Source organism: Sphingomonas sp. SKA58 (assembly GCF_000153545.1).
GTDB lineage: Bacteria > Pseudomonadota > Alphaproteobacteria > Sphingomonadales > Sphingomonadaceae > Sphingobium > Sphingobium soli.
Genome location: NZ_CH959308.1, coordinates 475,900 through 501,415 on the forward strand (window position 1 = coordinate 475,900; position 25,516 = coordinate 501,415).

General features: G+C 62.0%; 18 protein-coding genes. 6 read left to right on the forward strand and 12 right to left on the reverse strand.

From position 1 onward, the window contains the following. Positions 1–71: 71 nt before the first annotated feature. The 3 genes from SKA58_RS17410 to SKA58_RS17420 are packed head-to-tail and all read right to left on the reverse strand — an operon-like array spanning position 72 to position 2,502. On the reverse strand, positions 72–1,124 hold the full coding sequence (locus SKA58_RS17410; protein ID WP_009823807.1) for a hypothetical protein: 1,053 nt from the start codon (positions 1,122–1,124) through the stop codon (positions 72–74). Beyond that, a complete protein-coding gene (locus tag SKA58_RS17415) occupies positions 1,117–2,139 on the reverse strand; it encodes an LLM class flavin-dependent oxidoreductase (protein WP_037543856.1) in 1,023 nt (340 codons plus the stop codon). Before SKA58_RS17415 ends, SKA58_RS17410 begins: the two co-directional genes overlap by 8 nt. Positions 2,140–2,151: 12 nt before the next feature. Then, positions 2,152–2,502: a limonene-1,2-epoxide hydrolase family protein gene (locus tag SKA58_RS17420; protein WP_232209482.1), complete on the reverse strand. Its 351-nt coding sequence runs from the start codon at positions 2,500–2,502 to the stop codon at positions 2,152–2,154. 242 nt (positions 2,503–2,744) lie between these two features. Here SKA58_RS17420 and SKA58_RS17425 point away from each other — a divergent pair, with 242 nt between their 5' ends. From SKA58_RS17425 to SKA58_RS17435, 3 genes are read left to right on the forward strand one after another with little or no spacing between them, the layout of a single operon-like run. Then, positions 2,745–4,121, forward strand: a complete 1,377-nt coding sequence (locus SKA58_RS17425; RefSeq protein WP_009823810.1) for a hypothetical protein — start codon at positions 2,745–2,747, stop codon at positions 4,119–4,121. 16 nt (positions 4,122–4,137) lie between these two features. Next, complete coding sequence (locus SKA58_RS17430; protein WP_009823811.1) at positions 4,138–5,550, forward strand: acyl-CoA reductase; 1,413 nt, start codon at positions 4,138–4,140, stop codon at positions 5,548–5,550. A gap of 8 nt (positions 5,551–5,558) precedes the next feature. Beyond that, entirely contained in the window at positions 5,559–6,626 is a 1,068-nt protein-coding gene (locus SKA58_RS17435; protein ID WP_232209483.1) for an aldo/keto reductase, read from the forward strand. On the opposite strand, the gene SKA58_RS17440 is transcribed toward SKA58_RS17435, so the two are convergent. The 9 genes from SKA58_RS17440 to SKA58_RS17480 form a co-directional block, all read right to left on the reverse strand. Continuing rightward, the gene (locus SKA58_RS17440) at positions 6,627–8,339 is read right to left on the reverse strand and encodes an N-acyl-D-amino-acid deacylase family protein (RefSeq protein ID WP_009823813.1); all 1,713 of its coding nucleotides are present in this window, start codon (positions 8,337–8,339) and stop codon (positions 6,627–6,629) included. Positions 8,340–8,353: 14 nt separating this feature from the next. Then, the gene (locus SKA58_RS17445) at positions 8,354–9,811 is read right to left on the reverse strand and encodes an acyl-CoA reductase (protein ID WP_009823814.1); all 1,458 of its coding nucleotides are present in this window, start codon (positions 9,809–9,811) and stop codon (positions 8,354–8,356) included. A gap of 8 nt (positions 9,812–9,819) precedes the next feature. Then, positions 9,820–11,235 carry a hypothetical protein gene (locus tag SKA58_RS17450; protein ID WP_009823815.1) on the reverse strand — a complete coding sequence of 472 codons (1,416 nt, stop codon included), beginning with the start codon at positions 11,233–11,235 and terminating at the stop codon, positions 9,820–9,822. A gap of 152 nt (positions 11,236–11,387) precedes the next feature. Continuing rightward, positions 11,388–12,275 (reverse strand): helix-turn-helix domain-containing protein, encoded by an 888-nt coding sequence (locus SKA58_RS17455; RefSeq protein WP_009823816.1) that lies wholly within the window; start codon positions 12,273–12,275, stop codon positions 11,388–11,390. A gap of 84 nt (positions 12,276–12,359) precedes the next feature. Further along, positions 12,360–13,643, reverse strand: a complete 1,284-nt coding sequence (locus SKA58_RS17460; protein ID WP_009823817.1) for a spinster family MFS transporter — start codon at positions 13,641–13,643, stop codon at positions 12,360–12,362. Between the two features lie 377 nt (positions 13,644–14,020). Then, complete coding sequence (locus SKA58_RS17465) at positions 14,021–14,269, reverse strand: hypothetical protein (RefSeq protein ID WP_009823818.1); 249 nt, start codon at positions 14,267–14,269, stop codon at positions 14,021–14,023. A gap of 163 nt (positions 14,270–14,432) precedes the next feature. After that, positions 14,433–16,865: a TonB-dependent receptor gene (locus SKA58_RS17470; RefSeq protein ID WP_009823819.1), complete on the reverse strand. Its 2,433-nt coding sequence runs from the start codon at positions 16,863–16,865 to the stop codon at positions 14,433–14,435. Positions 16,866–17,161: 296 nt separating this feature from the next. Beyond that, positions 17,162–18,556 carry a phosphotransferase gene (locus SKA58_RS17475; RefSeq protein ID WP_009823820.1) on the reverse strand — a complete coding sequence of 465 codons (1,395 nt, stop codon included), beginning with the start codon at positions 18,554–18,556 and terminating at the stop codon, positions 17,162–17,164. Positions 18,557–18,674: 118 nt separating this feature from the next. Beyond that, positions 18,675–21,047 (reverse strand): TonB-dependent receptor, encoded by a 2,373-nt coding sequence (locus SKA58_RS17480; protein ID WP_009823821.1) that lies wholly within the window; start codon positions 21,045–21,047, stop codon positions 18,675–18,677. Positions 21,048–21,395: 348 nt separating this feature from the next. Here SKA58_RS17480 and SKA58_RS17485 point away from each other — a divergent pair, with 348 nt between their 5' ends. The 3 genes from SKA58_RS17485 (at position 21,396) to SKA58_RS17495 (ending at position 25,511) form a co-directional block, all read left to right on the forward strand. Beyond that, positions 21,396–22,307 carry an SMP-30/gluconolactonase/LRE family protein gene (locus tag SKA58_RS17485; protein WP_009823822.1) on the forward strand — a complete coding sequence of 304 codons (912 nt, stop codon included), beginning with the start codon at positions 21,396–21,398 and terminating at the stop codon, positions 22,305–22,307. Positions 22,308–22,401: 94 nt separating this feature from the next. Next, positions 22,402–24,024, forward strand: a complete 1,623-nt coding sequence (locus tag SKA58_RS17490) for a GMC family oxidoreductase (protein WP_009823823.1) — start codon at positions 22,402–22,404, stop codon at positions 24,022–24,024. Then, on the forward strand, positions 24,021–25,511 hold the full coding sequence (locus SKA58_RS17495) for an aldehyde dehydrogenase family protein (RefSeq protein ID WP_009823824.1): 1,491 nt from the start codon (positions 24,021–24,023) through the stop codon (positions 25,509–25,511). The genes SKA58_RS17490 and SKA58_RS17495 overlap by 4 nt, the downstream gene beginning before the upstream one ends. Positions 25,512–25,516 lie beyond the last annotated feature (5 nt).

Consider the following 25,516-nt stretch of genomic DNA (forward strand, 5'->3'; position numbering starts at 1 on the left):
GTGGCGTCCTCTCCCTTATGATTCATTGGCTCTTTGGCGATCCCGCCGCTTCGATAAGCGCCCTTCGCGCTTCAAACCGCCTTCCGGATCGACAGGATCAGGATAAAGGCACGGCTGCGCTGAGGATCGGCCTCGACACGGGTCGCGACCCGCTGCACCAGACTGGCCAACAACGCGTCCCGGTCGCGGGACGCATCGACCCGCGTCAGGAAGTTGGGGCCGTTGGCCGCACCCATCATGGCTGCCCACAGCCGCCCCAGTTCGGCCGCATCGCCGGATAGCTGATAAGCATCCCAATAGGGATCAGGGGACGGGATCGCGGCGAGATGCTCCAGTTCCAGTTCGGGCACCAGGCCGGCATCGAAAGGCGCTTGTATCTGATCGGGCGAACGCCCCGCGGAGGGCGCCGTCATCCTTAGCGTCTCCTCGGCGTTGAGCAGGCCTTCGCCTTCCATGTCGACGATCGACTGCCAGAAATTTCCGGCCATCCATTCGAAGCCGTGGCTGTCGGGTCCCCTGCCCATGAACTGACAGATCAGGCGTCCTCCCGGCCGCAATTCGACAGCGCGCGCCTTCAGGAAGGCCAGCCAATCCTCCGCCAGCACGGCCTCGACGGCGGCACGCGCCTGCGCGGACCGACTGAAGATCGCCCAGCCATGATCCGCGACATCGACCGGATTGCGGCTCATCCAGTGCAGCGCGTTGGAGGACCAGCCCAGGTCGACGCTGCCGGGCGGCAATATCGCATCGAAATAGGATCGGCCGATCGCGGATGGAAAGACGCCCTGTCGGCCATTCAGATAGCTGGCCGGATCCCGGTCCAGCAGGCCAAACAGCGAGGTGAAATCGTTCGAGGGCAGATCCGTATGCACGACCTGCACCGGCCGCTGCGCGTCGTGCGCGCGAACCAGATCGATAGCTGTCGCCATCGGCGCCATCGAATTGCGTCCTTGCGACGCGCCATAATCGACAATGGTGACGGGACCGACAGAACCGTCCCCAATGGCCCGCGCCGCTGCCTCCAGCAGGGGAAGCGCGGATTGCAGATTGGCCTGTTGCAGACCCGAATGGCGGTTGTAGAGCCCGTCCCCCGCCATGGCCGCGACAGCGGCGGGATCAGCCATAAAATGTCTCCGCGATGCGCTGCGTGTAGATCGCGCTTTTTTCGGGTGACAGGCCATAATGGGGGATCACCGGCGTAATCGCGTCGGCCAAAGCGGCGCGCCGCGCGACCCGGCTGCGCACCTCATCAACCGTTCCAACCACGGCGATGCTCTCCACCATTTCGTCGGAGCAGGCCGCCGCCATACCCGCCATGTCGCCCTGCGCGAAGGCGGCCTGGATCGCCGATGCCTCGCGGCCGAAACCGATTTCCTCGAAATAGCGCAGATATTGGGGTGACTGGCTGTAATAGGCCACGGTCCCCCGACAATCTTCGATCGCTTCGCGCCTGTCATCCGAAATCGCCGTGAATATCGAGATGTTGAGCGAGAAGTCCTTGCGCGCCCGCCTGGCCCGATCCAGCCCGGCCTTGATTTGAGCGGCCACTTCCCGCTCGATCCAGGCATCGTTCCACAGTGGGTGCCCGAGCAGCCCGTCGGCGATTTCCGCCGCCTGTGCGCAGGCCTTCTGAAACACCGCCGGCAGAACGATGGGAATGTCGCCGCGCACCGGCTTGTGCAGCAGGCGGAAGTGCGAAAGGTCGAGACGATGATAGTCGCCCGCCAATTCGGTGAGTTCGCCCGTATGCCCGCGTGCGACGATGGCGCGGATCATGCCCACGATCTCACGCATATGGGCGAGCGGCTTGCCATAGGCGCTGCCGAACGATCCCTCGATCTGGCTCTGCGCGCTGGATCCCAGTCCCAGCACCACCCGGCCGTTGCTGATGAGGTCCAGGTCGATGGCGCTGCAGGCGGTTTCCAGCGGACTGCGCACGAACGCCAGCGCGATGCCGGTCCCCAGCTTGATGCGCTGCGTAGCCGGGGCGACGGTAGCCAGCGTCGTAAAGGGCGCGCCGAACATCTGGGGCGCCCACACCCCTTCCACGCCCGCCGCTTCGTAGCTCTGTGCCAGCGCCGACAGATCGGCGCCCGGCATCGGGACGATCTGCGCCCAGACAGCCTTGCGATCGGTCATCCCCATCCCCCTTTAAAAGCCGCTTGTGTCGAAATAGTCACGCCAGGCGACGATATGGGACCCATCCATTTCCAGCGCACCCATCAGCCGCAGCGAGAGCATTTCCTGCCCATCCGGTCCGTAGAAAATATCGCTGCGCTCGGTCAGGACCACGTTGCCAGCGGCCGCCGCATGATGGACCACGACCTCGCAGCGTTCGAAAGGAATCCGGCCCAAAAAGCCCTCGACGAACTGCCTCGCCTGATCGATCCCGACAGTCGTCGCCACGCCGACATTTTCCCAACGCGTATCCGCCGTAAACCGGCGCTCCATGGCGGACAGCATGTCGTCGCGCGAGCCGCTGCTTTCCCGAAAAAACGCCAATGCTTCGTCAGTGGACCGGGCATGTCACCCCCTGCTCCTGTGTTGCGCGGGCATCATGGCGCGAGGCGGCCCCCTTCTGCCCTGCCGAAAGATAGCCATTGGATTTTGATGGAGGGATCGGCACGCCATCGGGCGGAAAGGTCATGCTGAGAATAGTATGTCCTCCCCATAACAGTGAATCGAGCGGCCAAATATCGGGCGTCGCCTATACTTCCCGGCAAAGCTGAGAGGAGTTTTCACTGATGAGCGCCGTTGACGAATTGATCGCCCTTGCCCGGTCGCCCGATCCGTTCCGTAACGCCCCGGACAATCTGGCCGACCTGCAACTGGAAGCGGCGCGCGAGCGCTTCGCTGAGCGCCGCCAGCAGATCAGGGTGCTCGACAAGCGGGCGAAGGAAGCTGGCATCGGCAGGATCGACAGCCTGGCCGATCTCGTCCCGCTCCTGTTCGCCCACACCAATTATAAGAGCTATCCCGAAGCGTTCGTCGACAATGGCCAGTGGAAGCATATGAACATGTGGCTCGGTACGCTGAGCAGCCATGCCACCGACAATATCGACGTTGCGGACGTGCGCGACATCGACGAATGGCTGGATCGCGCCAGGGCGGCGGGCCACCATGTCTTCGCGTCGAGCGGGACGTCGGGCAAATCCTCTTTCCTAAATCAGTCGACGCAGGACCGCGACCTGTCGCTCGCCGCCTGTCTGGCCGCGGCCGACCTGTCGACACCGGCCTATGCCCCCGATCATGGCCGCTCGGTCTTCACCATGATGCCGCCGCGCGGCACCCATAAGATGATCGAATTCTGCAACGTCCATTTCCCGCGCTGGGCCGCGCCCGGCGAATTTCATCGCCTGAGCGACTATCCGATGCGCGCCTTCGACGCCATGCGCCCCGCGCAGCTGCGCCGCCTGCTGGCGGCCGGCAAGGTCGGTCCCGGTGAGATCGCCGCCTACGAGGCGGAGATCGAGGCCCGTCAGCAGGCGCGCGCCGGCGAGTTCGACGCCTGGATGGACCTGCTTGTCAGCCGCCGGGATCGCCCGCTCTATATCGGCGTCATGTATGGCGTCGCCTGGCAGATCGTGCAGGCTCTGCGCGCACGCGGGATCGAGGATGGCGATTTCCATCCCGACACGCTGATGAGCTTTGGCGGAGGCACCAAGGGGGCAGCGGTCCCAGCCGACTATAAGGAACAGATTATGGGCTTTTTCGGCGTCACGCCGGACCGCATCACCAGTTCCTATGCCATGGTCGAAATGAGCGGCTTCTGCGCCAAGATCCAGCCGACCGAATCCTATGCAGTGCCGCCATGGATCATCCCCCTCATCCTCGACAAGCCTGGCGAAACGCTGCTGGGCACGACCAAGGATACGGGCCGGGTGGAAGGCCGCATGGCGTTCTTCGACATATTGGCGGACGGCCGGTGGGGCGGCATCATTTCCGGCGACAAGGTGCAGGTGGAATTCGGCTCCGGCCTGGAAGGCGTGAAGACGCCGGTCGCCCATGCCATCGCCCGCTACGCCGATCTGGAGGAGGGCGAGGACAAGCTTAGTTGCGCCGGATCGATCGATTCCTACGTGCGCGGATCGATCACCGCGCCCCAGCCGGTCGCGGCCTGAACGACAGGAGGCAGACATGCTGCATGAAATCATCGCTGATAATGATCGGCTGCTCGTTCCCCATGTGATAAAGGGTGTGGTTCAACTCGACGCCGCCGTGGAGCATCGTTCGCGGACCAGCGGCTCGACGGTCATGACCCCGTCGATCGATCTGGACTCGCTGATCTGGCAACGCAGCCAGCCCGGTCCCGCCTTCGACACGCAGCTTGCGGAGATCGTGGATTTCCTCGTCGAGGTCGGCAAGGCGCTCGATTTCGACCGGAATATCCATCTTCAGGAGGCCGCGGCCTATAATCTGCGCTGTAACAGCCTGGGCGCGCGCATTCTCGAGAATTGCTACCGCGACATCGCCTGGTTCTTCACCCGCGACTCGGTCGAGGCGGAGGCCGAACAGTCGCTGGGATCGCTTGACCTGCTGGATGGATGGGCGCGACGCGACATTCAGGGCACGGCCTTCGACATCCGCGCCTTCCCGCCGCGTATGGTGCATATTCTGGCCGGCAACGCCCCGATCGTGCCGCCGGTCACGATCGTCCGAGGGGCGATCAGCAAGGGCGTCCACCTGCTGAAAATGCCGTCCAACGACATGTTCACGGCGACCGCCCTGCTGCGGACGATGGCGGATGTCGGCCCCAACCATCCGGTGACGCGGTCCTTTTCCGCCGCTTACTGGCGCGGCGGCGATGCCAGCATCGAAAATCACATCCTGCGCTCGCAATATTTCGACAAGCTCGCCGTTTGGGGCGGCGAGGCGGCGGTGCGCCATGCCATGCAATATGCCGCGCCGGGCTTCGAGATCATGTCCTTCGATCCGAAGGTGTCCATCTCGCTGATCGGTCGCGAAGCCTTTGACGGCGTCCCCCTCTCGACCGTCGCCGAAAGAAGCGCGGCCGACATCATCGCCTTCAACCAGGATGCGTGCAGTTGCGCCCGCTTCCAGTTCATCGAGGGATCGGACGATCAGGTCGACCGCTATTGCGAAGCGCTGGTGGAGGCGATGGGCCAGGACATCCGCTATGGCGCGGGGTCCGACGGCCCGCTGCCGCCCGCCATGCTGATCGAGGAACTGAACATGCTGGGCAATCTGGAGCCCATCTATCGCCTGTTCGGGCGGCCCGACGGCCGGGGCATGGTCATCCGCTCCAGCGAACCGGTGTCGTTCAATCCGGGCGGCAAGCTCGTCAATGTCGTCACCGTCGATCGGCTTGCGGACGCGATCCAGCATGTCACCGTCGCGACCCAGTCGGTCGGCGTCTATCCCCCCTCCCGCATTGCCGAGGTGCGCGACGGGCTTGCCTCGGCGGGCGCCCAGCGCATCGTCGGCCTGGGCAACATCAACACCGGAAAATTCGGCGGCCTGCCGCACGATGGGGGATGGCCCGTGCACAAGATGATGCATTGGGTCGTCACGGAAGCAGCGAAAGATTGAACCAGATCATGACACAGACGACTATTCAGGCGCTGTCGCTCGACAGCTATCGCCTGCTCGGCCGCTCGGGCCTGCGCGTTTCTCCGCTGGCGCTGGGAACCATGACCTTTGGCGAAGAATGGGGTGCGGACGAGCAGGAATCCCGCCGTATCTTCGACAGCTATGTCGATCAGGGCGGCAACTTCATCGACACGGCGGGCTATTATGCCGACGGCGCGTCGGAGATATTGGCGGGCAAGTTCGCAGAGGCAAAGCGCGAACGGCTGGTTCTTTCCACCAAATATTCGCTGACCCGCTCAGTCGGCGATCCCAATGCCGCCGGCAACAGCCGCCGCAACATGGTGCAGACGGTCGAAACCAGCCTCAAGCGACTGAAGACGGACCGGATCGACCTGTTCTTCCTGCATGTCTGGGACGACATGACGCCGGCGGACGAGATATTGCGCGCGTTCGACGATCTGGTGACGCAGGGGAAAATCCTCTATCTTGGACTGTCGGATACTCCCGCCTGGCAGATGGCCCGGTTGCAGACCATGTCGGAATTGCGTGGCTGGAGCCAGCTGGTGGCCTTGCAGTCCGAATATAATCTGGTTGAGCGCACGGCCGAGCGCGACCTTATCCCCGCCGCCAAGGCGCTGGGTATCGGCGTCATGCCCTGGTCGCCGCTGGCGAGCGGCATGTTGTCGGGCAAATATGCGACTGGTGGCAGCGCCCATGCCGGCGAGGCTGGCGGCCGTGGCTCCCTGCTCGAAGCGGCAGGCCGCGTCGATGCGCGCGTGGTGGCCATTGCGGACGCGGTGAAGGCCGTCGCCGACGAGATGGGCGTCACCTCGGCGCAAGTGGCGATCGCCTGGACCCTTGCCAATCCGGCAGTCGTCTCGCCGCTGCTAGGCGCGCGGACAATGCGGCAATATGCGGACAATGTCGCCGCGCTTAGCGTCAGGCTGGAGCCCGCGCAACTGGAACGGCTGGATACGGTGAGCCGCACGCCGCTCGGCTTTCCGCATGATTTCCTCGCCTCACCCTTCATCCGCCATGGGCTGACGGGCGGCACAAATATCCGGCCGCGCGCTTGATCAGGCGGCGCGGATGAGCCTTCCGGGACGCGCGCCGGTATCGGCGCCGTCCCGCCGGGTGATGACCCCGCTGACCATCGTGGCGCGATAACCGGTGGCCTGCTGCGCCAGACGGCGCCCGCCGCCGGGCAGATCATGCACGACATGGGGGGCATGCAAGTGCAGCGCACCATGATCGATCAGGTTGATGTCGGCCTTCAATCCCGGCTTCAGCCGCCCCCGGTCCCGCAGTCCCAGGAAGTCGGCATTGTCCGCGCTCAGAACCTTGACCGCCGCCGGGATCGTTAGTTGCTCGCCAGCCCGATCGCGGGTCCAATAGGCCAGCATCGTGGTCGGATAGCTGGCATCACAGATGATGCCATAATGCGCGCCGCCGTCGCCCAGTCCCACGATGCTGTAGGGATCGCGCATCATGGCCAGGGCAGGGTTGAGCGACCTTTCCGCATAATTGGAAAAGGGCATCAGGATCAGCGCATGGCCATCCTGCTCCAGCATCAGATCATAGACCAGTTCGACCGGGCTGACGCCGCGCTGTCCGGCCAGCGCGGCGATGCTCTGGTCTGGTGACGGCTCATAATCGGGCTCGGCTCCCAGCGGATAGATATTGTCCCATGTCCGCAGCAAGCGATGCAGCGGCGTCGGCGTCTCGTCGGGCTCCTCCGCGATCAGCAGGGCGCGGAAGGCGGGATCACGCATGATGGCGACCTTTTCCGCCAGCGGCCGGTCGGCGATCGCACGATAGCTTGCACAATGGCTGAACGCGTTGGCCGACGTCGATAACCCGCACATCGCACCCATCGGCCGGGGGAAAACCTGCGCCAGCACTGGCGCCGCGCCGCTGCGATTATGTTCGGCGAGCGCATCCATGGTGCGCCGCCAACCCTGCGGATCGGTCGACCATTGGGCGAGCGAATAGGTCAACGGACGCCCCGACGTGCTGGTCATGCGCTTCATGAGGTCGAGATCGCTGGCCCAGTCGGCGGTATCGAGATTGGGGATCATCTGCAGCACGCCGCGCCCCGCATCCCCGACCGATCGGGCGATCGCCACCAGTTCGTCGCTGTCCGCTTGAAAGGACGGGATGAACGCGCCGTCGCCGCGCCGGTGCACCAGCGAACGGGATGTGGCAAAGCCAAGCGCCCCGGCCGCCATCCCCTCCGCCACCAGTTGCGCCATCCGCGCGACATCCGCTGCCGTCGCCGGCTCGCGATCCAGCCCGCGCTGGCCCATCGCATAGACCCGCAGGGGCGAATGGGGAATATAGGCGCCGACATCGGCGTCCCATGCGCGCGCTTCCAGGGATTTCAGATAGTCTGGGAAGCTCTCCCAGTTCCAGGGCAGGCCCTTGGCCATCACCGCTTCGGGAATGTCCTCCACCCCCTCCATGACGTTGACCAGCGCTTCGCGGTCCTTCGGCCGGCACGGCGCGAAGCCGACACCGCAATTGCCGATAACGACGGTGGTGACACCATGGTCGGTGGACGGCACCAGACTGTCCGTCCATGTGACCTGTCCGTCATAATGGGTATGAACATCGACGAAGCCGGGCGTGACGAGGAGGTCGCGGGCGTCGATCTCCTCTCGCCCCCGCTCGACGTCAACGCCGATCCTCGCGATACGTCCATCAACGATGGCAATGTCCGCCTCGAACGGATCGCCGCCCTGCCCGTCGACGATCGTGCCGCCCCGGATCACCAGATCAGCTTTCACCATGTCCCTGGCTCCTCTCAGCCTGCCAGCGCAGCCAGCATCTCGCCCGATGCCTGTTCTTCCGTGACCCACTTCACCATGCGGCGGACCGGCTCGATCGCGTCCTGCCTTTCCATATTATGCTGCATCGTCGCAGCCCCGCCCAGCGATACGATCCGCTGCGCGCCCTGAAAGGCGAGGCGGTCGCGCAGCTCGTCCTTGAGACTTTCGGGAAAGATGCCGATCGTCTGGGTATAGGCGTTGACCGCACTGACGGCCGTTTCCCGGCTGTCGATGGGCACGATATTGCCCACCCGGCAGGCGAGCGTGCGCGAAAAATCGACCGGATATTCTTCCTGGCTCACGATCACCGCGCCTTCGTTGGTGCGGCCGCCGAAGATGCGATAATCCTCGTCGTTGAGGCGGATGCCGTCGATCTCGGCCTTGAGCGCACCGTCAAACGCCTTGTGCGGCGTGCTCAGATGATCGGGCAGGCGCTGGAGAGCGTCGAAGGTCATCTGCCCCAGCCGATTGGCACACTCCAGCCCGGCTTCGTCCGTGCCGCATTCGACATAGATGACGCGTGCGGACACGCAGCCTTCCTGATTTTGCGCGCCGATATCGAGCGCCAGACGGCGCGCCACCTGCTCCAGCGTCTCCTCGTCGGCGAAGGCTTCGCGACCGATGATCGTCCCCGACAGCTTGGGGTCCTGGGTGATGAGGTCGATGCCCGGTTGCAGATAGCGCGTGATATGCTTGACCGAATCGAACCCGCCCCAGGCAACGATCTTCTCAACGCCGCGCGGATCGTAGATTGCCGACTCCACCTGATCGTCGCCGCCTTTCCAATAGGCGACGGAGACATGTTTCGACAGCGGATGGTCGGGGTCCATCTCGACCATGGTGCGCACCAGCGCGGCGGCCGTCAGCGGATCGTTGGACGGCAGCTTGATGATCGCGTCGGACCGGGTCAGCGCATTGCGGATCACCGTCAGGATCGACACGATCGGCGCATTGCCGGCAATGACGTGCACGGTCCGCGCACCGAAGGCGCGCGTGCGGGCGGTGAGACCCGGAAATCTGCCAGCCCCCTGATCCACCCAGCCTTCCAGATAGTCGATGCCGCAGGAGCGTTCCATCATCCGCCGCATTTCGGTCCGATCGAAAGCCGCGCCGATATGTTGGAAATGGACGCGCAATATGCTCTCCGACAGACCGGAGGTCAGGCAGGACAGGCGAAACGCCTCCTGCAAATGCCGGTTCTGACCGAAATCGAGCCGCTCCCCCAAGGCAACGAGGAAATCGAGTATCTCCTTGAAGCTCAGTGCATAGAGATCGGCCATGGCTGAAGGCGTGCGCAACGGCAATCGCGCGACATGCTTGGCGATGTCGGGCGCCGAAAAGCTGACACCGCCCCGGCGGCCGCCATAGTCGATGTCGGCATCGTCGATAATCTGGCCCCGGATGATCAGGGGCACGCGGAATGGATCAGTCATGGCTCTACTCACATCGACAGTTCGGCAAGAAATTCGAGGGCGCGATCATGCGCTTCGGGCGCACCGGCGCAGACGATGCGGTCGTCGCCGCCCTCTTTCTCGCTGTAACGACGCACCGGCGGAATGACGTGTGGTCCGGTGCGGCCGCAGGCGCAGGGCTTTTCCCAGCCCGCCAGCGTGATCTCATCCCCCGTCACCAGCCCGGCCCAATAGGTATTGGGCATCAGGTCGAACGAGGCGAAGCGGCCGGTCAGGCCGTCCTTGCGCGGCAAGGGCTTGCCGGTCGCTGGGTCGAGCAGGAATGGGATCTGGATCGGCGGGATGTGATAATAGCCATGCTCGCACATCATCGACAGACCCATCTGTTCGGATGTGGCGTACATTTCATAGATGGTATCGAAACCCAGAAACTCGAGCACGCGCTCGCGCCAGTCGTCGGGCAGTTCCTTGCCCTTATTGCCACCGCCGGTCAGCAGCACGCTGCCCTTGCCGAAGACGTTCTTGAGGCCACGCTTAAGCCCTTCCTCCGCCCAGTCGTAGAGGATCGCCCACATCGCCGTCACATAGACGTCGCGCCCCCCGAAGCGCCGCTGCGCCTCGCTGAAGAAATGTTTGAGATCGTCGGGCCGGCGGCGCTCCAGCTCCAGCAGCGCCTCCCGTCGTTCCAGCAGGACCGGCGGAATGTCGATCATGCCGGCCTCACCCCGCGCCTCCGCCGCGCGCAGGCGGCCGCCCAGCGAGGCGATGTCCGCGCTGAACCGGACGTTGGGATAGAGGAACAAGGTGTTTTCCTCGCCCTTGGCATAGAGATCGACCTGGATGCCGTTACCGCGCTGCATCGCGGCTGCGCCGTAGCGATAGCCCGGAATGATGATCGGCATCCCGTCCTTCACAATGTCCCGACCTCGGTCCGGCCACCAGTCGCGGATGATGACCCCGGAATGGACGATCGTCTCGCGCCACTGCTTCTTGCTGCGCGGGACGAAGCTCAGCTTACCGGTGGTGCCCGACGTATGCTGGACGGTCAGGTTTGTTTCCGCATCGAGCAGGTCGATCCAGTCGTCGATCGTCTCGATACCGCTGGCATCGACATGAGAAATGTCGCTGGTCGTCAGGCCAGCGAGCCATTTGGTGAGCTTGTCGAAGCGGCTGCGCTCCAGATAGCTGATCGGATAGGATTTGTAGACGGTGTGCGGAAACAGCAGCGGCGCCAGATCGTCGATCGTCTCGATGGTCTCGATGCCCTGCTCTCGCGCCAGCTTGTCCAGCACCGACAGGCCCGGCCGCAATTCGGCAAAGCGCTTGCGCGCGCCTTCCAAATGCAGCCTGTCGATCTCCTCGCGGCTGAGCGTGAAAGCCTGCGCATAGGGCGCGTCATGGAAACTGGTGGGATCGGCGATCAGTCGATCGAGATAGCTGGTCATGGAGAAAATCCGCCTTTCTGTCGGGGACGGATTGTGGCGGCGGCGGGGCGCTCCCCGCAATGCCGATGCCTACAGCCGGAGCGCCCAAACATCGTCAGGCGGACATGACGCGTTAGATGGGTTGAGGATGGACTATTGGTTGAGAGGCGGGCTCAACGCGATGCGCCACGCTCTTCGCGATATTCGCGTGGCGTCATGCCGGTCGCCTTCCGGAAGGCCGCCGAGAAAGCGGCGGCGCTCTGGAAGCCGCATTTGCCGGCGATTACCTTGATCATCGCCTCGTCGCGGACAAGCAGGTCTTGCGCACGCGCGATCCGGCGGCTGGCGATATAATCGGTCAGGGTTATGCCGGTGGTGGCCCGGAAAGTCCGAATCAAGTGACGCGGGCTGGTACGAATTTCGGCGGCCAGATCGGCGACCGAAAGCATCTCGGCCAGATCGGCCTCTATCTTATCCTTGATGCGACGCAAACGCCAGCCGGGCATCTGTCCATGTGCGCTACGATCATCATATGGGGCGTGGCGAAAATGCCGGCACAGTTCGACGACGAGCATCAGCGCCATACTTTCGAGCAATATATCCTGCCCAAAGCCCGGGTTGCGCAATTCCTCCACCAAACGGGCAAGCCCCTGACGCACCCGACCGATCTGAACATCCTGACATGCAGCCAGATCGGCGACGCTGTCATCCTCGAACAGTTGCATCGCCCGGTCGTTTTCAAATGTCAGACACAGCAGGCTGTGTTCGCCCGGTTCGCTCAGGGTCGCAAATGCGCCACCCTTGGGCAGGAAGACGACATCGCCTGGCGGATCTGCCAGTTGGCGTTCGCTGTTGAAGAAACGAGCAGTGGGGCAGCGCGGGCCGATGGAAAAATCCAGATAGTAGGAATCGGGTTGAAAAACCGATCGGCTGCTTTGAGTCCATCCGAAGTGACGGATATCGGCGAAAATGCCATTGGTATGGAACCGCCGTTCCACATGGAAATGCGACGCAGTGTGCGGGGCACAAAGCGGCAGACCAAGATCGGCTTCATGTCGCATCCTCAACCTCCTCGCCATCGATCAAATCTTGGCTCGATCCTAAAGCGCAGGATCATTATTTCCCTGTAGATCGCGAATGGCAAGTCAGTGTCGATCATGATCGTGCACGTCCGCGACTACCCATCGGCTCGCCAATGCAAACAGACCGGCGGCCAGTATGAAGAAGCAGGATCCCAGGCTGAGCGACAGGCGCAGCCCCTGCGCGCTTGCCGCCTCACAGGCCGCGACTGCCCGCTTGGCGCACTCGGCAAGGCTGATGCCTGCCGACACCCGCGCGCTTTCCCCCAATATGTCGCTGGCAAGACCGATCAGCGGCGGACCCAATCCATAGCCTAATATGGAACTTGTGGCGATAATCACGGCGGAGGCCATGGCGCGCATATGCGGGGGCGCCACGTCCTGTCCGTGCGCATACATGGCAGGCATGTAGAAGTGCTGCCCCATGGATCCGAGCACCATCAACGCCACAGCAAGGCCAACCGTCGGAATCTGAAAAGCGAAGGCATATAGCGCCCCACACCAGAGCAATCCGAAGGAAGGCAACCAGGCCTTGATTCGCGGGTAGCGACGCGCGCCCAGGTCCATCATCGGGCCGCCCAGCAGCGTGAAGACGATGCCGACGCCACCGATCACCAACCCCATCAGTGCTGAAGCATTGGCCAGGGACAGACCATGTCCGCGCATCAGAAAGGACACCATATATTGTTGATTGGCATAGCTGCCGATCCCGGCGACGCCCCCCGCGACGGCCACCAGGGCGAAGCTGCGCCGGGCCAGCAGCTGGCGGCCGGTGTCGATGAAAGACGCGGCATGGTGCGGTCGGGGCTCGCTCCGCAGCGGTTCCGGTACGGTGGCGCGGAACAGCAGAGCCATGACGATGCCTGCCATCCCGCAGATGAGGAAAGCCGTGCGCCACCCATAAGCGGCGATCAGAGCGCCCCCGCCCACCGCTGCGACGATGGCGCCGAAGGGGCCAGCGACCGCGAAGATGGCGATGGCGGTCGTTCGACGTTGCGCGGGGAATGCGTCGGAGATCAGAGAATGCGAGGCCGGCGTGCATCCCGCTTCGCCAATGCTGACGGCAGCGCGCCCGACGAGCATCTGAACGAAATTGGCCGCAATTCCGCAAAAGGCCGTCATTGCACTCCACAATGTCAGCGAAATTGCGATGATCCTGACCCGGCGACCGCGGTCAGCCGCGCGCGCGATCGGGAAACTGAAGACCGTGTAGAGTATGGCGAATGCGGGTCCGCCAATCAGGCCAAGCTGAAAATCGCTGAGATGGAGATCGACCTTGATCATTTCCTGGGCGACCGAGAAGAGCAGTCGATCAATATAATTGAGGCAATTGAGTAGAAACAGCGCCACAATTGTCCACGATAACAGTGATCGCCTGCCGGCGGAAAGCGATGCGTTTTCCGCTATCGATTGCGGACCTGCATCCACTATTGACGGATTGCGCATCACTCATCCTATTTCATCTTTATCGACTGTGATGAAGGCTATGCCAACACCGCACCCTACGCCCCCGCCACGACTATCGCCGGGACGACAAATGTCGCGCCGGAGACATGTTCCTTCCCCTATGGCTCCCCCGTCGATTCCCCGGTTATTGCACAACAAACACAGGCAAAGGGAGGATTTACGATAATCGCACTCCGCGCGCCCGCCATGTCGATTTGCAGGCCATCGCTTGGCAAAGTCGCGCCATGCAGGACCGCATCATGATCCAGTCGATCGGTATCTTACAGGCAGCGACGCCGTTTCCCGCCATATCTCTTCCCGCAATATTCGCCCAGATCGCGCATATCCTTCGCCGCTGCCGCGGCCTGTTGTTGCTCGCAGGGAAATTCCTTTTCACGCGCCTCGACGCGCTCGCATAATTCTTCGATATCGCATCGTGAAAGAATGTTCTTTTCACGCAAATAGCAGACCAGGCTCTGCAATATGATCAAAGCCTTGTCGCCACTGTCCACCGATTGACTGATATCCATTTTCGACCCTGTACCTTGAAATACGGCATAACTGCTCGTTCTTGACCGAGCAGTTATGCAGCAGATCAGCGATGGAACTCCTGACGAAAGGTAGGATCGTTCACGCAGGCCGGATCGGGTCCATGAGTGAAGTGGACGAAGCCACTTCACTCATGCCCCAATGTCAGAATCGATAGGAAACCGTTGCGCCCCATGTGCGCGGCGCTGCGGTAAAGCCGATCGCGGTGCCGAAGGTGCCATAACCGTTGAATATGGCGTTATAATATTTTGCCTGCGTCAGGTTGCGCCCCCAAAGGGTGAACTCCATTCCGCCGTCGAGCTTGAAATTCAGGCTTCCGTTCAGCACCCCATAGGCCTTGAGCCGACTGAAGCTGTTCTGCGTATCGATGAAGCTGATAGCCGCCGCACGCTCCGCCGCGTCGTTGACACCATCGTTGAGCGCCGGTGTCGTCAAATCCGCAGTGGCATAGTCCTGGTAAACGGCAGAAGTGTAGGCATAGTCGGCATGCAGCGCAATTTCCCCCCCTTTGACCGGAAAACGCTGCGTCGCGCCGATGTTCCAGGTCCAGCGCGGCGCGCGCGGAACAACCTCCCCGCTACGATCCACCGTACCGCCCAAGCCCGCCGCGGTGAATGATCCCGCAGCATATTTCGCCTTAAGCCAGGACAAGGCGCCGCTCAACTCCATGCCCTGCCACGGAATGAGCGTGCCTTCAAACTCGACACCATAGGCCTTCACATCGCCTGCATTCTGAACGAACTGGGTCAGATTACCGCCGACCAGGGCATTGACGACATTCTGGGCGCCGTTGCGCCAAATGTAGAATCCAGCAAAATTAGTTCGCAGATGCCGATCGAAAAAGTCGCCCTTGAAGCCGATCTCGGCATCCTTCACCTTTTCCGGCGCAAAGGAACTCGCATCGGGCGGGGTCGGACGCGAATTGAGACCGCCGGCCAGTGCGGCGCCACCCGTCTTTGCATAGATGAGCTTGCCGTCTCCCAGTTCGTAGTCGATGCTGGCGAGCCAGGCGGGATAATCAAATTTGGCCGTCACAGGATCCGTGCAATCCGGACCGGGGGCGACCAGATTTGCATTGGCACCCACGGCGCATAGCCCCGTAGCGGGCAACGTGATCAGTCGGCCGTTGGAGACGAACGAACCGGAAAAGCCCGGAATCCCTCCGATATACCCCATGCGGTTGATCGAACGCTTGTCCCAGGTATAGCGGAATCCGCCGGTCACGCGCAGCCGTTCGGTCAGGCTGTAGTTGACTTGGGCGAACAAGGCCTTCGATTCCGACTTGTATGTGGCCAGGTTGGTATTGGCCGGGGCCAGGTTGAAACCGAAGTCGGTATCCTGGAAGACGAGCGACTGGGACTGCTCATCGCCCGTTTCCTTGAAATAGAAACCGCCGAAAATGAACTCCAGCTTCCCCAGGTTACCGGAGAATTGCAGTTCCTCGCTACGCTGCTTTTGCGAATAGTCGCTCGCATAAGATGCGATCTTGGCGGGCGTGCCGTCAAGATCGGTACCATCCCCGGTATCCGCCTCGCGATAGGCCGTTATCGATTTGATCTTAACGTCGCCCAGATCATATTCAATGGTCGCACGGACACCCCACGTCTTGTTATAATTATATGGCGTATCGATGTTGGCGTTGCCCGTGTCGGGATCATTATATGTTCTGTAAAAGCGGCTCTCGCTCTGAAGGAAGCTGGCGATGTCGAATTGACCGGAATATAGTGCGAGCGCCGGTCCGGTCGGGTTGATACCGCGCAGAGCGACGTTATTGTATGTATCTTTGATATTGGCATAGTCGGCCGACAGGGACACAGTCATCGGGATCGCGGACGGCTCCCAGTTCAGCGTGGCACGGCCCGCGATGTCGTGATCGATACGGGCCGCATCGACCCCTCTTATCGGATTGTCGCCAAAACCCTTGCCCCTCTCGCCATAGCGGCCAGCCAGGCGCAAGGACAATTCATCGCCCGAAATCGGCAAGGTCAGCGCGGATTCGATGGACCAGCTTTCATAGTTACCGATACGTCCGGTTACATAGCCGCCGAAATTTCCGTCCGGCTGCACAGTTGTCATGTTGAGGGCGCCACCCGTCGTGTTGCGTCCGAACAAGGTTCCCTGGGTTCCGCGCAAGACCTCGACCGAAGCCAGATCGAGAAGTCCGAGATTCCCGGCGATAGGTCGCCCATAATAGACGCCATCGACATAGATGCCGACCGCAGGATCGGAAAATGAGTTAGGGCTATTCTGCGCATTGCCACGGATGGCGAGATATATGAGCGATGCGTTGCCGGTGCCACCGGATTGCACCGACAAACCCGGCGCCGCCCGGCCCACATCCGCCACTTCGACAATCTGCCGTTCAAGCAGCGCAGTCGGATCGAGCGCCGTGACGGCAACGGGAACCGTCTGAAGATTTTCCGACGTGCGGCGAGCCGTCACGATGATGTCGCGCACGCCGCTATTGTCATCACCGCTCGCACTTTGCTCGACCGCTTCTGCCGCGTGGCTTACGCCTGCACCACCGACACCCAATACCGTGCCGGCCATCAGGATTGCGCGGAATATTTTAACCATTTCATCCCCTCCACTATTAATATTATTAAATAACGGAATTTAATTACCATATATATTATTATTTTTATGCATTTATATTAATGGTACTAAGAGAGGAAATATTATATACTTATATTATATCACCGATCTAAGGCCGCGAATATGACCTTGAAAACTAAATCAGTGCGATATTGGGCAGTATATTAAGTACTTTACTGTTTCGCCGTGGCCGGTTATTCCACCCTCCGAATTTTATCGTTTCATACGCAGAAGACACATACCGTCGGATAGGTATCCTGACCCAGAGGCCCACGCACTTACCCCCGTAGCAAGGGCTCCATGGGCACCAGAACAAGATGATCGGCAGGCGCATCGGGACCTGCGATCACCAGGCATTGTCGCAGCATCCGCCGGTGAAAGAAGCGCGTCAGGGCGGCATGGTCGGCAGGCGTGCTCTTTTCGATGAAGCGAATCAATGCGGCCTCACCCGCGGCGGCATCGGCATAGGCCGTACCCAGCAGCGCCTCGACGTCCTTGCCATCCTCTTCCCGCAGCCAATCGCGATAGCGCAGCTGGTTCCGCAGATAGTGAGGGATCGAGGCAAGGATATTACGTTGCCAGCCCTGTAGCGATCCGCTTTCCGGCAGACGTTCGATCTCCGCCTGCAATTTATGAAGTGCCAGATCATTCTGGTCGACGGCGGCGGGCGGCGGAAGCGCAATGTTGTCGAGCGCCACGCCCAATATCTCGGCCAACGCCTCCATACATCGCCGTCCGATCATCGACACCTGTACCGCTGCCTCGACCCAATCGCCGCCGCGCCCCTTTCCGTGCATCCCGAACAGGGGGCCGTAAATGGCTTCGGCGAGGAAGGACACGGTGTGATAGGCGATCGCGTCAAAATCGAGCGGTACGCCGATCGCCGTTTCATAGTGACGGAACAGAGCGGCGACGTCGCCCATATTCTCGATCGGGTGGCGCCCCCGGAAGCACGCGAGATCGCGCATGGGATCGCCTAGATGACCGATTTCCACATCCAATATGCCGGTAACCTGGGCACCGTCCGAAAGGAACTGGCCGCAATCGCCCGTGACGAAGGAGATGGATTCTCGATGTCGGGGATAGTTTCGGCGCAGCCATCGCGCGCAAAATTCCAGCAGCGGATCGGTGATGCCCTGCTCGACCGTCATGGCATGAAAGCGTTCGAAATTATGCAGGGCGATCTCGCGCGCACCCTGCGGCAAATGGGCTCCGCCTTCGATGAAAGCCTGACTTGGCAGGCTGTGGATGTCAGCCAATATCTCCATATAGCGCAGCGATGCGGCCCACCGATCCTCGGTCATCACCGACGCGCTTTCGATCGCCTCCTGGACCAGGCCGGGATCCCGGCCGCCTTCTATCCATTCCATCACGATGGTGTTGGGTTGGTCGCACATGCCCAATATGGCGGGAATGGGAATGCCATTTTCATGCAGTGCGCGCTGCATGCGCATTTCATACACAAGCGGATAGGGATGGGTCGGCCAGGTGCGGTCGCCCTTGAGCAGAAAGTCGCGCTTCACACCATTTTGCTGCGCGCTGGCGCGCCAGACCGGGCGCCAGCGCCGCTGTTTTTCGAGCACGACTTCAGAACAACCCAAGACATCCTCAAGCCATCGGCTGAGCTGTTCGCGGCTTTCGGCCTGATCCTGATCGGCTTCGGTCTGCGCCATCGACGGTCCTCTCCATAGTCTTTTTCTGTCCATTATGGCCGGTGCGCCATCCGCCTTTTATGGGCCGGGCGGCCGTTGCGGAAAGATCGGGCTAACGCACCGTTTTTAGTGACTGCCCTCAATCACCAAACCGATAGCGAACCTCCACGCCATAGGTCCTCGGCGCGCCGTAGAAACCACTGAATATCCCGAGCGCCGCCGATCCGACATTGCTCGACGCCAGATATTTCTTATCGAACAGATTACGCACGAAAAAGCTGATGTCGGCATTGCTGCCGCCAACGCCGTTCAGGTCCAGCCGTCCGTTGACTAGGTCATAGGCAGGCAGGACCTGGTCGGAAGAGCGTACCTTGCTGGAATGATAATAGTCCAGGCTGAACACGGTTTCCGCCAGCGATGGCGGCACTGGCAACGTCCAGCGCACGCCAGCCGTGACCGTCGTCTTTGCAACCAGATTGAACGGCACCTTGAGCGCTGCAAGATAGGATTGGAGATCCGCAGGTACCGTCAGCGACCGCGATTTGAGGTCCAGGAAGGTCGCACCGGCGTCGAGGGACAAGGTCGATGTCGGCTGGATGCGGGTCGAAAGGTCGATGCCCGCTACCCGGGTCTTGCCGGCGTTGACCAGCAGCGTCCCGCCGCTTGGATCGTTGCTGGCGTCGCAATCGCCGTCCGGTGATTTTGGCGGATTGGTCCCGCCTGGTGTGATCGTGCTGCAACTCGCCTGGGTGTTGAGGCCCGAAATCGGCACCTGCACATTATTATACCAGCCGACAAAGGGTGATGCGTTAAACTGCAGCTTGACGTCGCCCACGGTGAAGTCGGAGCGGATACCGACCTCCACATCCGTCACCTTTTCCGGGGCGAAGGACTGGAAGGGCGCCAGCCGCCCGGCCAGCGTCGGGCTGTTAATGCCACCAGCGCGATAGCCCCGACGCGTGATCGCATAGAGGAAGATCGCATCCGACGCCTTCCAGTCGACGCCCAGTTGCCAGGTCAGCGCCTTGGACGAGGTCTTGTTGACGCTCGAATTGCGGATCGTTGCCGCGCCGTCCGCGCATTCTTCCGGTGAAACGACAGGCTGATTGCTCAGGCCGCCGCCAACGCAGGCCTCGATCTTGTCCCAGGTGTGACGTACGCCCAGATTGACGTGCAGGCCGTCGGCGATTTCATAATTGACATTGCCGAACAACGCCCGACTCTTTTCGCTGTAAAAACTATAGTTGAAGCGAGCATCGGTAATACCGGGTAGGGTGAAGACCGGAATATAGGTACCCGACGGCCCGAGCGGCTTGCTGTCCAGGTAGAAGGCCCCGACCAGCCAGTCGAGACGATTGCCGAGTGCCGATCCCTTCAATTGCACTTCGTCGCTGATCTGCTGGACGTCGGATGTCTGGCGCCCACCCACGATCGTCACCGGAAGCCCGGCAGGTATCGCGCCGCTTCCATCAGCGATCAAGGTGGGCAGTCCATCGACACTGGAATAATAATCGATCTTGGTGCGCCGATAACCGAAGATATTGATGAAGGTGATGTCATCGGACAGATCGAACTCCGTGCGGTTGGTAATACCGAAACGCTCGACCTTTTCAAACGCATCGACGTCCGAATTGATCACGCGCGGCCCGCGCGCGCGCTGCAATGCCAACTGCGCCAGAGCCGCCGCCGCCGTGCCCGTCGCCGTCAGTCCATTGGGACCGGGCAGCACATCGGTCAGCACCGATGCGCCGCCGACCGCGTCATTGTGATAATAATCGACAATAAGCGTGTTGCGGAACGCGGCGCTCGGCTCGAACAGGATCGAACCGCGAATCGCGCGCGAATTAAGATCGTCCGGGTCGCCGCCGATGCCGATATTCTTCGTCCAGCCGTCGCGCTTCTGGATCTGACCGGCGATGCGGATGGCCAACGTGTCGGACGTCAGCGGTATATTGACTGCGGCTTCCAGCAACCGGGCGTCGTAATTGCCGTAGGACGCCTTGGCATATCCTCCCAGCTTATAGTCCGGCGCCGCCGGATAATAGAGGATCGCGCCACCGGTCGTGTTGCGGCCGAACAACGTCCCTTGCGGTCCCTTGAGTACTTGAACGGACGAAAGATCATAGGTCGGAATGCTGGACCCGACCGTAGGAGACGGCACTTCCGCGAAATAGCTGATGACGCCGGGCGCGCTGTTGCCGGCCAGCGCCTTGGACTGACCCCGGATGGAGAAATTGGTGTTTTCGCGCCCGCCTGAACCCGCTAGGAACACGCCCGGCGTCTTGACCAGTAAATCCTGCGTATCACGGATATTGGCCTGCCGCAGCGAGTCCGCGCCGAAAGCCACGACCGAAACCGGCGTCTCCTGAATATTCTCAGCGGTGCGGCGCGCCGTCACCACGATGTCGCTGGTAGCACCCTGCTGCGGCGCGGCGTTCGACGACTGCGCCAATGCCATTTGCGATGTCGTCAGCAGCAACCCTATCGGCAGCATGAAACCGGTTATCTTCATTTTTCTTCTCCCTGGCGGTCAAAGGATGACCATTGCCTTTGAAAGCCGGTCTGTCGCCGGCCTGTCCTGTTCATGAGATCAACGATGGATAGCTGACGCCCTGCCCCGCGCGCCAATGCTCGACGATCGCGCTTTTCTGGCAGTTGAATATGCCGATCTGTCTGGACAATATGCCGCCATCCCCTCCGCATTTCCCCGATGGATCGGGTGTGCGGCGGATTAGACGCCAATCCGCGCTTTCAATTACCTGTCGAAAGGTGGGTCCGATGTCCGATCACGCCAATATCCACCAGATATGAGGATAAGGACGGTCCGCAGATACCTTCGGTCATATGGGGAGAGGACGAGATGACCTGCTTTGCAAACGGGCTGTTGATGCCTGAGGGACCGATTGCGCGGCCGGATGGCGGCCTGCTGCTGGTGGAGGTGCTCGGCGGTCGCCTGTCCCGCCTTGGCCCGGACGGTGCGCGCACCACCCTCGCCGATCTGGGCGGCGGTCCCAATGGCGCGGCGATCGGTCCCGACGGGCGGATTTATGTCTGCAACAATGGCGGTTTCGAAAAGATGATCCTGCCGAACGGCGACCTCCTGCCGGTCGAGGCGCCTCTCGACACGCCGCCCGGCATAATTCAGGTCGTCGATCCCGCCAGCGGCGCTTTCGAAACCTTATATGCATCGACCGAAGCGACCCCCTTCTGGGGACCGAACGACCTCATCTTCGACGAAACGGGCGGATTTTGGTTCACCGATTTCGGCAGGGATCGCGGCGCGGCGCGAATGCGGGGTGGGCTTTATTATGCCAAGACCGACGGGTCGGAAATTCGGCGCGCCGCCGGACCATTGGACGGGGCGAATGGCGTCGGCCTATCGCCAGATGGACGCACCCTCTACGTCGCCCTCACCTATGAAGCGCATCTGCTGCGCTATCGATTGTCAGCGCCCGGTATGATCGACACGACGGCGTCGCTGACCCCGGACGGGCACAGCATCGTCGGTCGGGCCGGGCCTGGTCAATTTCTCGACAGCCTGGCTGTCGATAGCGCCGGACGCATCTGTTGCGCCTCGCCCGGCCAAGGCGCCATATTGATTTTTCCACCCGAGGGCGGAACGCCTCAGCAGATCGAAACGGGCGATTTCCTCACGACCAATATCTGCTTTGGCGGCAAGGACGGGCGGGTGGCCTTCGTCACGCTGGGCAGTTCCGGCAAGGTCATATGTATCGACTGGGACGTCCCCGGCCTGCCCCTCGCATTCGGCTGAGCTCTCATCGTCAACAGCGCCGCCCTGCCCGCCGACAGGTCAAGCAAGGCAGCCATTGTTGTTCTCTCGCGCCATGCCCCGGAAAAGAGCGACCATGTCAGCTGATTGTTATGACTATATCATCGTCGGGGCGGGGTCTTCCGGCTGCGTGCTGGCCAATCGACTGTCGGCAGACCCGACCGTCAAGGTACTGCTGGTGGAGGCGGGACCGGACGACAGCAGTCCGTTGATCGCCATGCCGCGCGGTATCGGCAAACTGCTGGCGCCGGGCAATCCCCATGTGTGGGATTACGCCGTATCGCCCGGCGGCAGCGCACCCCAGGAAATATGGCTGAAGGGCCGCGCGGTTGGCGGGTCCAGTTCGGTCAACGGCATGGTCTATGTGCGGGGCGCTCCGGCCGATTATGATGGCTGGGAAGCGGCAGGCTGCACAGGCTGGGGCTGGCAGAATATAGGCCGATATTTCGTCTCTCTGGAGGACCATGCGCTGGGCGCCAAGGCGTGGCGCGGTGCCGGCGGCCCCCTCAAGGTCAGCGTCCACCCTTCCGGCGACCCGCTGTGCGAAGCCTTCCTGACAGCCGCCGAGCAGGCCGGCACGCAACGGGTGGACGACATGAACGACATGCCGGCCGTGACCCAGGGCGGCATGGGCTATCAGCCGACATCCACCTATCGCGGCAAGCGCTTCTCCGCCTCCCGCGCCTTTCTGAAGCCCGTGCGCGGCCGCCCGAATCTGGATGTTTTGCCGCAGACTGACGCCCTGCGTATCCTGTTCGACGGACAGCGAGCGGGCGGCATCCTGCTGCGCAACAAGGATGGCGTGCAGGAGGTCGCCGCCCGGCGGGAGATCATTCTTTCCGCAGGCGCGGTGCAGAGCCCCAAGCTGCTGCAATTGTCGGGCATCGGTCCCCGCGCCTTGCTCGAATCGCTTGGCATCCCGATCGTCGTTGATGCGCCGGGTGTCGGCACCAACCTTCGCGAACATCGCTATTTGGGTTTCAACTACAGGGTCCGGGGGAACAGCCTGAACCAGAAACTGTCCGGTGTCGGCCTTATCCTGTCAGCTTTGCGCTATGCCTTCGGGTCGACAGGGCCGCTGACCCATGCAGCGCATGAAGTGGGCGGCTTCGTCAAGACCGATGCCACGCTCGACCGGCCCGACGCGCAGGTCGGCATGGGCCTCTACTCCTTCCACACGGACGACAGGGGCGCGGTGGCGCTCGACCCCTATCCCGGCATGACCGTCATTGCTTATTATATGCGGCCCGACAGCCAGGGCCATGTCAGGATAAGTTCGGCCGATCCGGACGTCCCGCCGGTCATCGACGCCAATCATCTGGCGACCGATGCCGACAGGAGCCATTTCGTTGCCCTGTTTCGCTGGCTCCGTCGCCTGGCGCAACAGCCCGCGCTCAAGGACTGGATCGTCGAGGAAACAGGCAAGACCGTCGACATAGAGGCGGACGAGGACATTCTTGCCAACGCGATGGCCCTTGGCGGCACATCCTTTCACATTTGCGGGACATGCCGCATGGGCGCGGATGAAACCTCCGTCGTCGACCCCCAGCTTCGCGTGCGCGGCGTCACCGGCCCGCGCGTCGTCGATACCTCCATCATGCCGACGATCGTATCGGGCAACACCAATGCGCCGGCCATGGCCATCGCGCTCAACGCCGCGGACATGATCCTGCGGCCCAGACAGGAAACCATGCCATGACCGTGCCGTTCACGACGTTCGACAAGCTTTATATCGATGGCGCCTGGGTCGATGGCGGGAGCGAACGCGACGCCATCATCAATCCCGCCACCGAAGCGGTGATCGGCCACGCGCCGGTGGGTAACGCCGCTGCCGTGGACGCTGCGATCGCAGCCGCGCGCGATGCGTTCGACACGGGCATCTGGCCACGCATGGCCATGTCCGAACGCGCGACCTGTCTGCGCCGGATGCATGCCGCACTGGATGCGCGCAGGCAGCAGATCGCGGCGCTGATCATCGCGGAAGTCGGCTGTTCACAGGGCATCACCCAAGGCATGCAGGTCGCCAATCCGCTCGACCATCTGCTGGCCGCGGTCGAACATTCGACGCGCGACGACAGCGTTCGCCTGCCCATCGACATCACCCCCGATCCCTTCAATCCCGACGGGCCGAAGAAAATAGGCGGGACGACCGTGGTGCGCGAACCGGTGGGCGTGGTCGCGGCCATCACCGGCTATAATTTCCCCTTTCTCATCAATCTGGCGAAGATCGTTCCCGCGCTGCTGGCCGGCAATACGATGGTGCTGAAGCCATCGCCCTTCACACCCTTTTCCGCGCTGCTGTTCGGGGAGATCGCCGAAGAGATCGGCCTGCCCAAAGGCGTGCTGAACATCGTTACCGGCGGACCGGAGGTTGGCACGACCCTGACCTGCGATCCGCGCGTCGACCTCGTCACCTTCACCGGATCCGAAGGCGTAGGCGCCGCTATCATGGCGCAGGCCGCCCCCACATTGAAGCGCGTGCATCTGGAACTCGGTGGAAAGTCCGCACTGATCGTCCGCCAGGATGCCGACATCGCCCGCGCCGCGGGCATGGCGGTTGGAGTGCTCTCGGTCAATGCGGGCCAGGGCTGCGCCCTGCTCACGCGCCTCGTCGTCCATAACAGCATCAGGAAAGCGTTCGTCGAAACCGCCTGTGCCATCGCCAGCCAGTTCAAAATCGGCGATCCTGCCGATCCCACCGTGGCGATGGGGCCGCTGATCCGCGAATCCCAGCGGGAAAAGGTCGAAAGACTGATCACCATCGGCCGCGACGAGGGCGCGCGGATCGTGCATGGCGGCGGGCGTCCGGCCGGTCTCGACAAGGGCTTCTTCACCGACATCACGATCTTCGACGATGTCGACAACAAGATGACGATCGCCCAGGAAGAGGTGTTCGGTCCGGTCGACTGCGTCATCGGCTTCGATACCGACGAAGAGGCGATCCGCATCGCCAACGACAGCCGTTATGGCCTGAATGGTGGCATCGAAACCGCAGACGCTGCCAAAGGCTATGAGATGGCGATGCATATCCGTGCGGGCAGCGTCATGCTCAATGGTGGCACTGGGCGTATGACCTATGCGCCCATCGGCGGCTACAAACGCTCGGGCGTGGGCCGGGAATATGGTCCCGACTGGCTGCACGAATATCAAAATCAGAAGTCGGTCTTCTATCCTATCGGCGGATAGAGCCG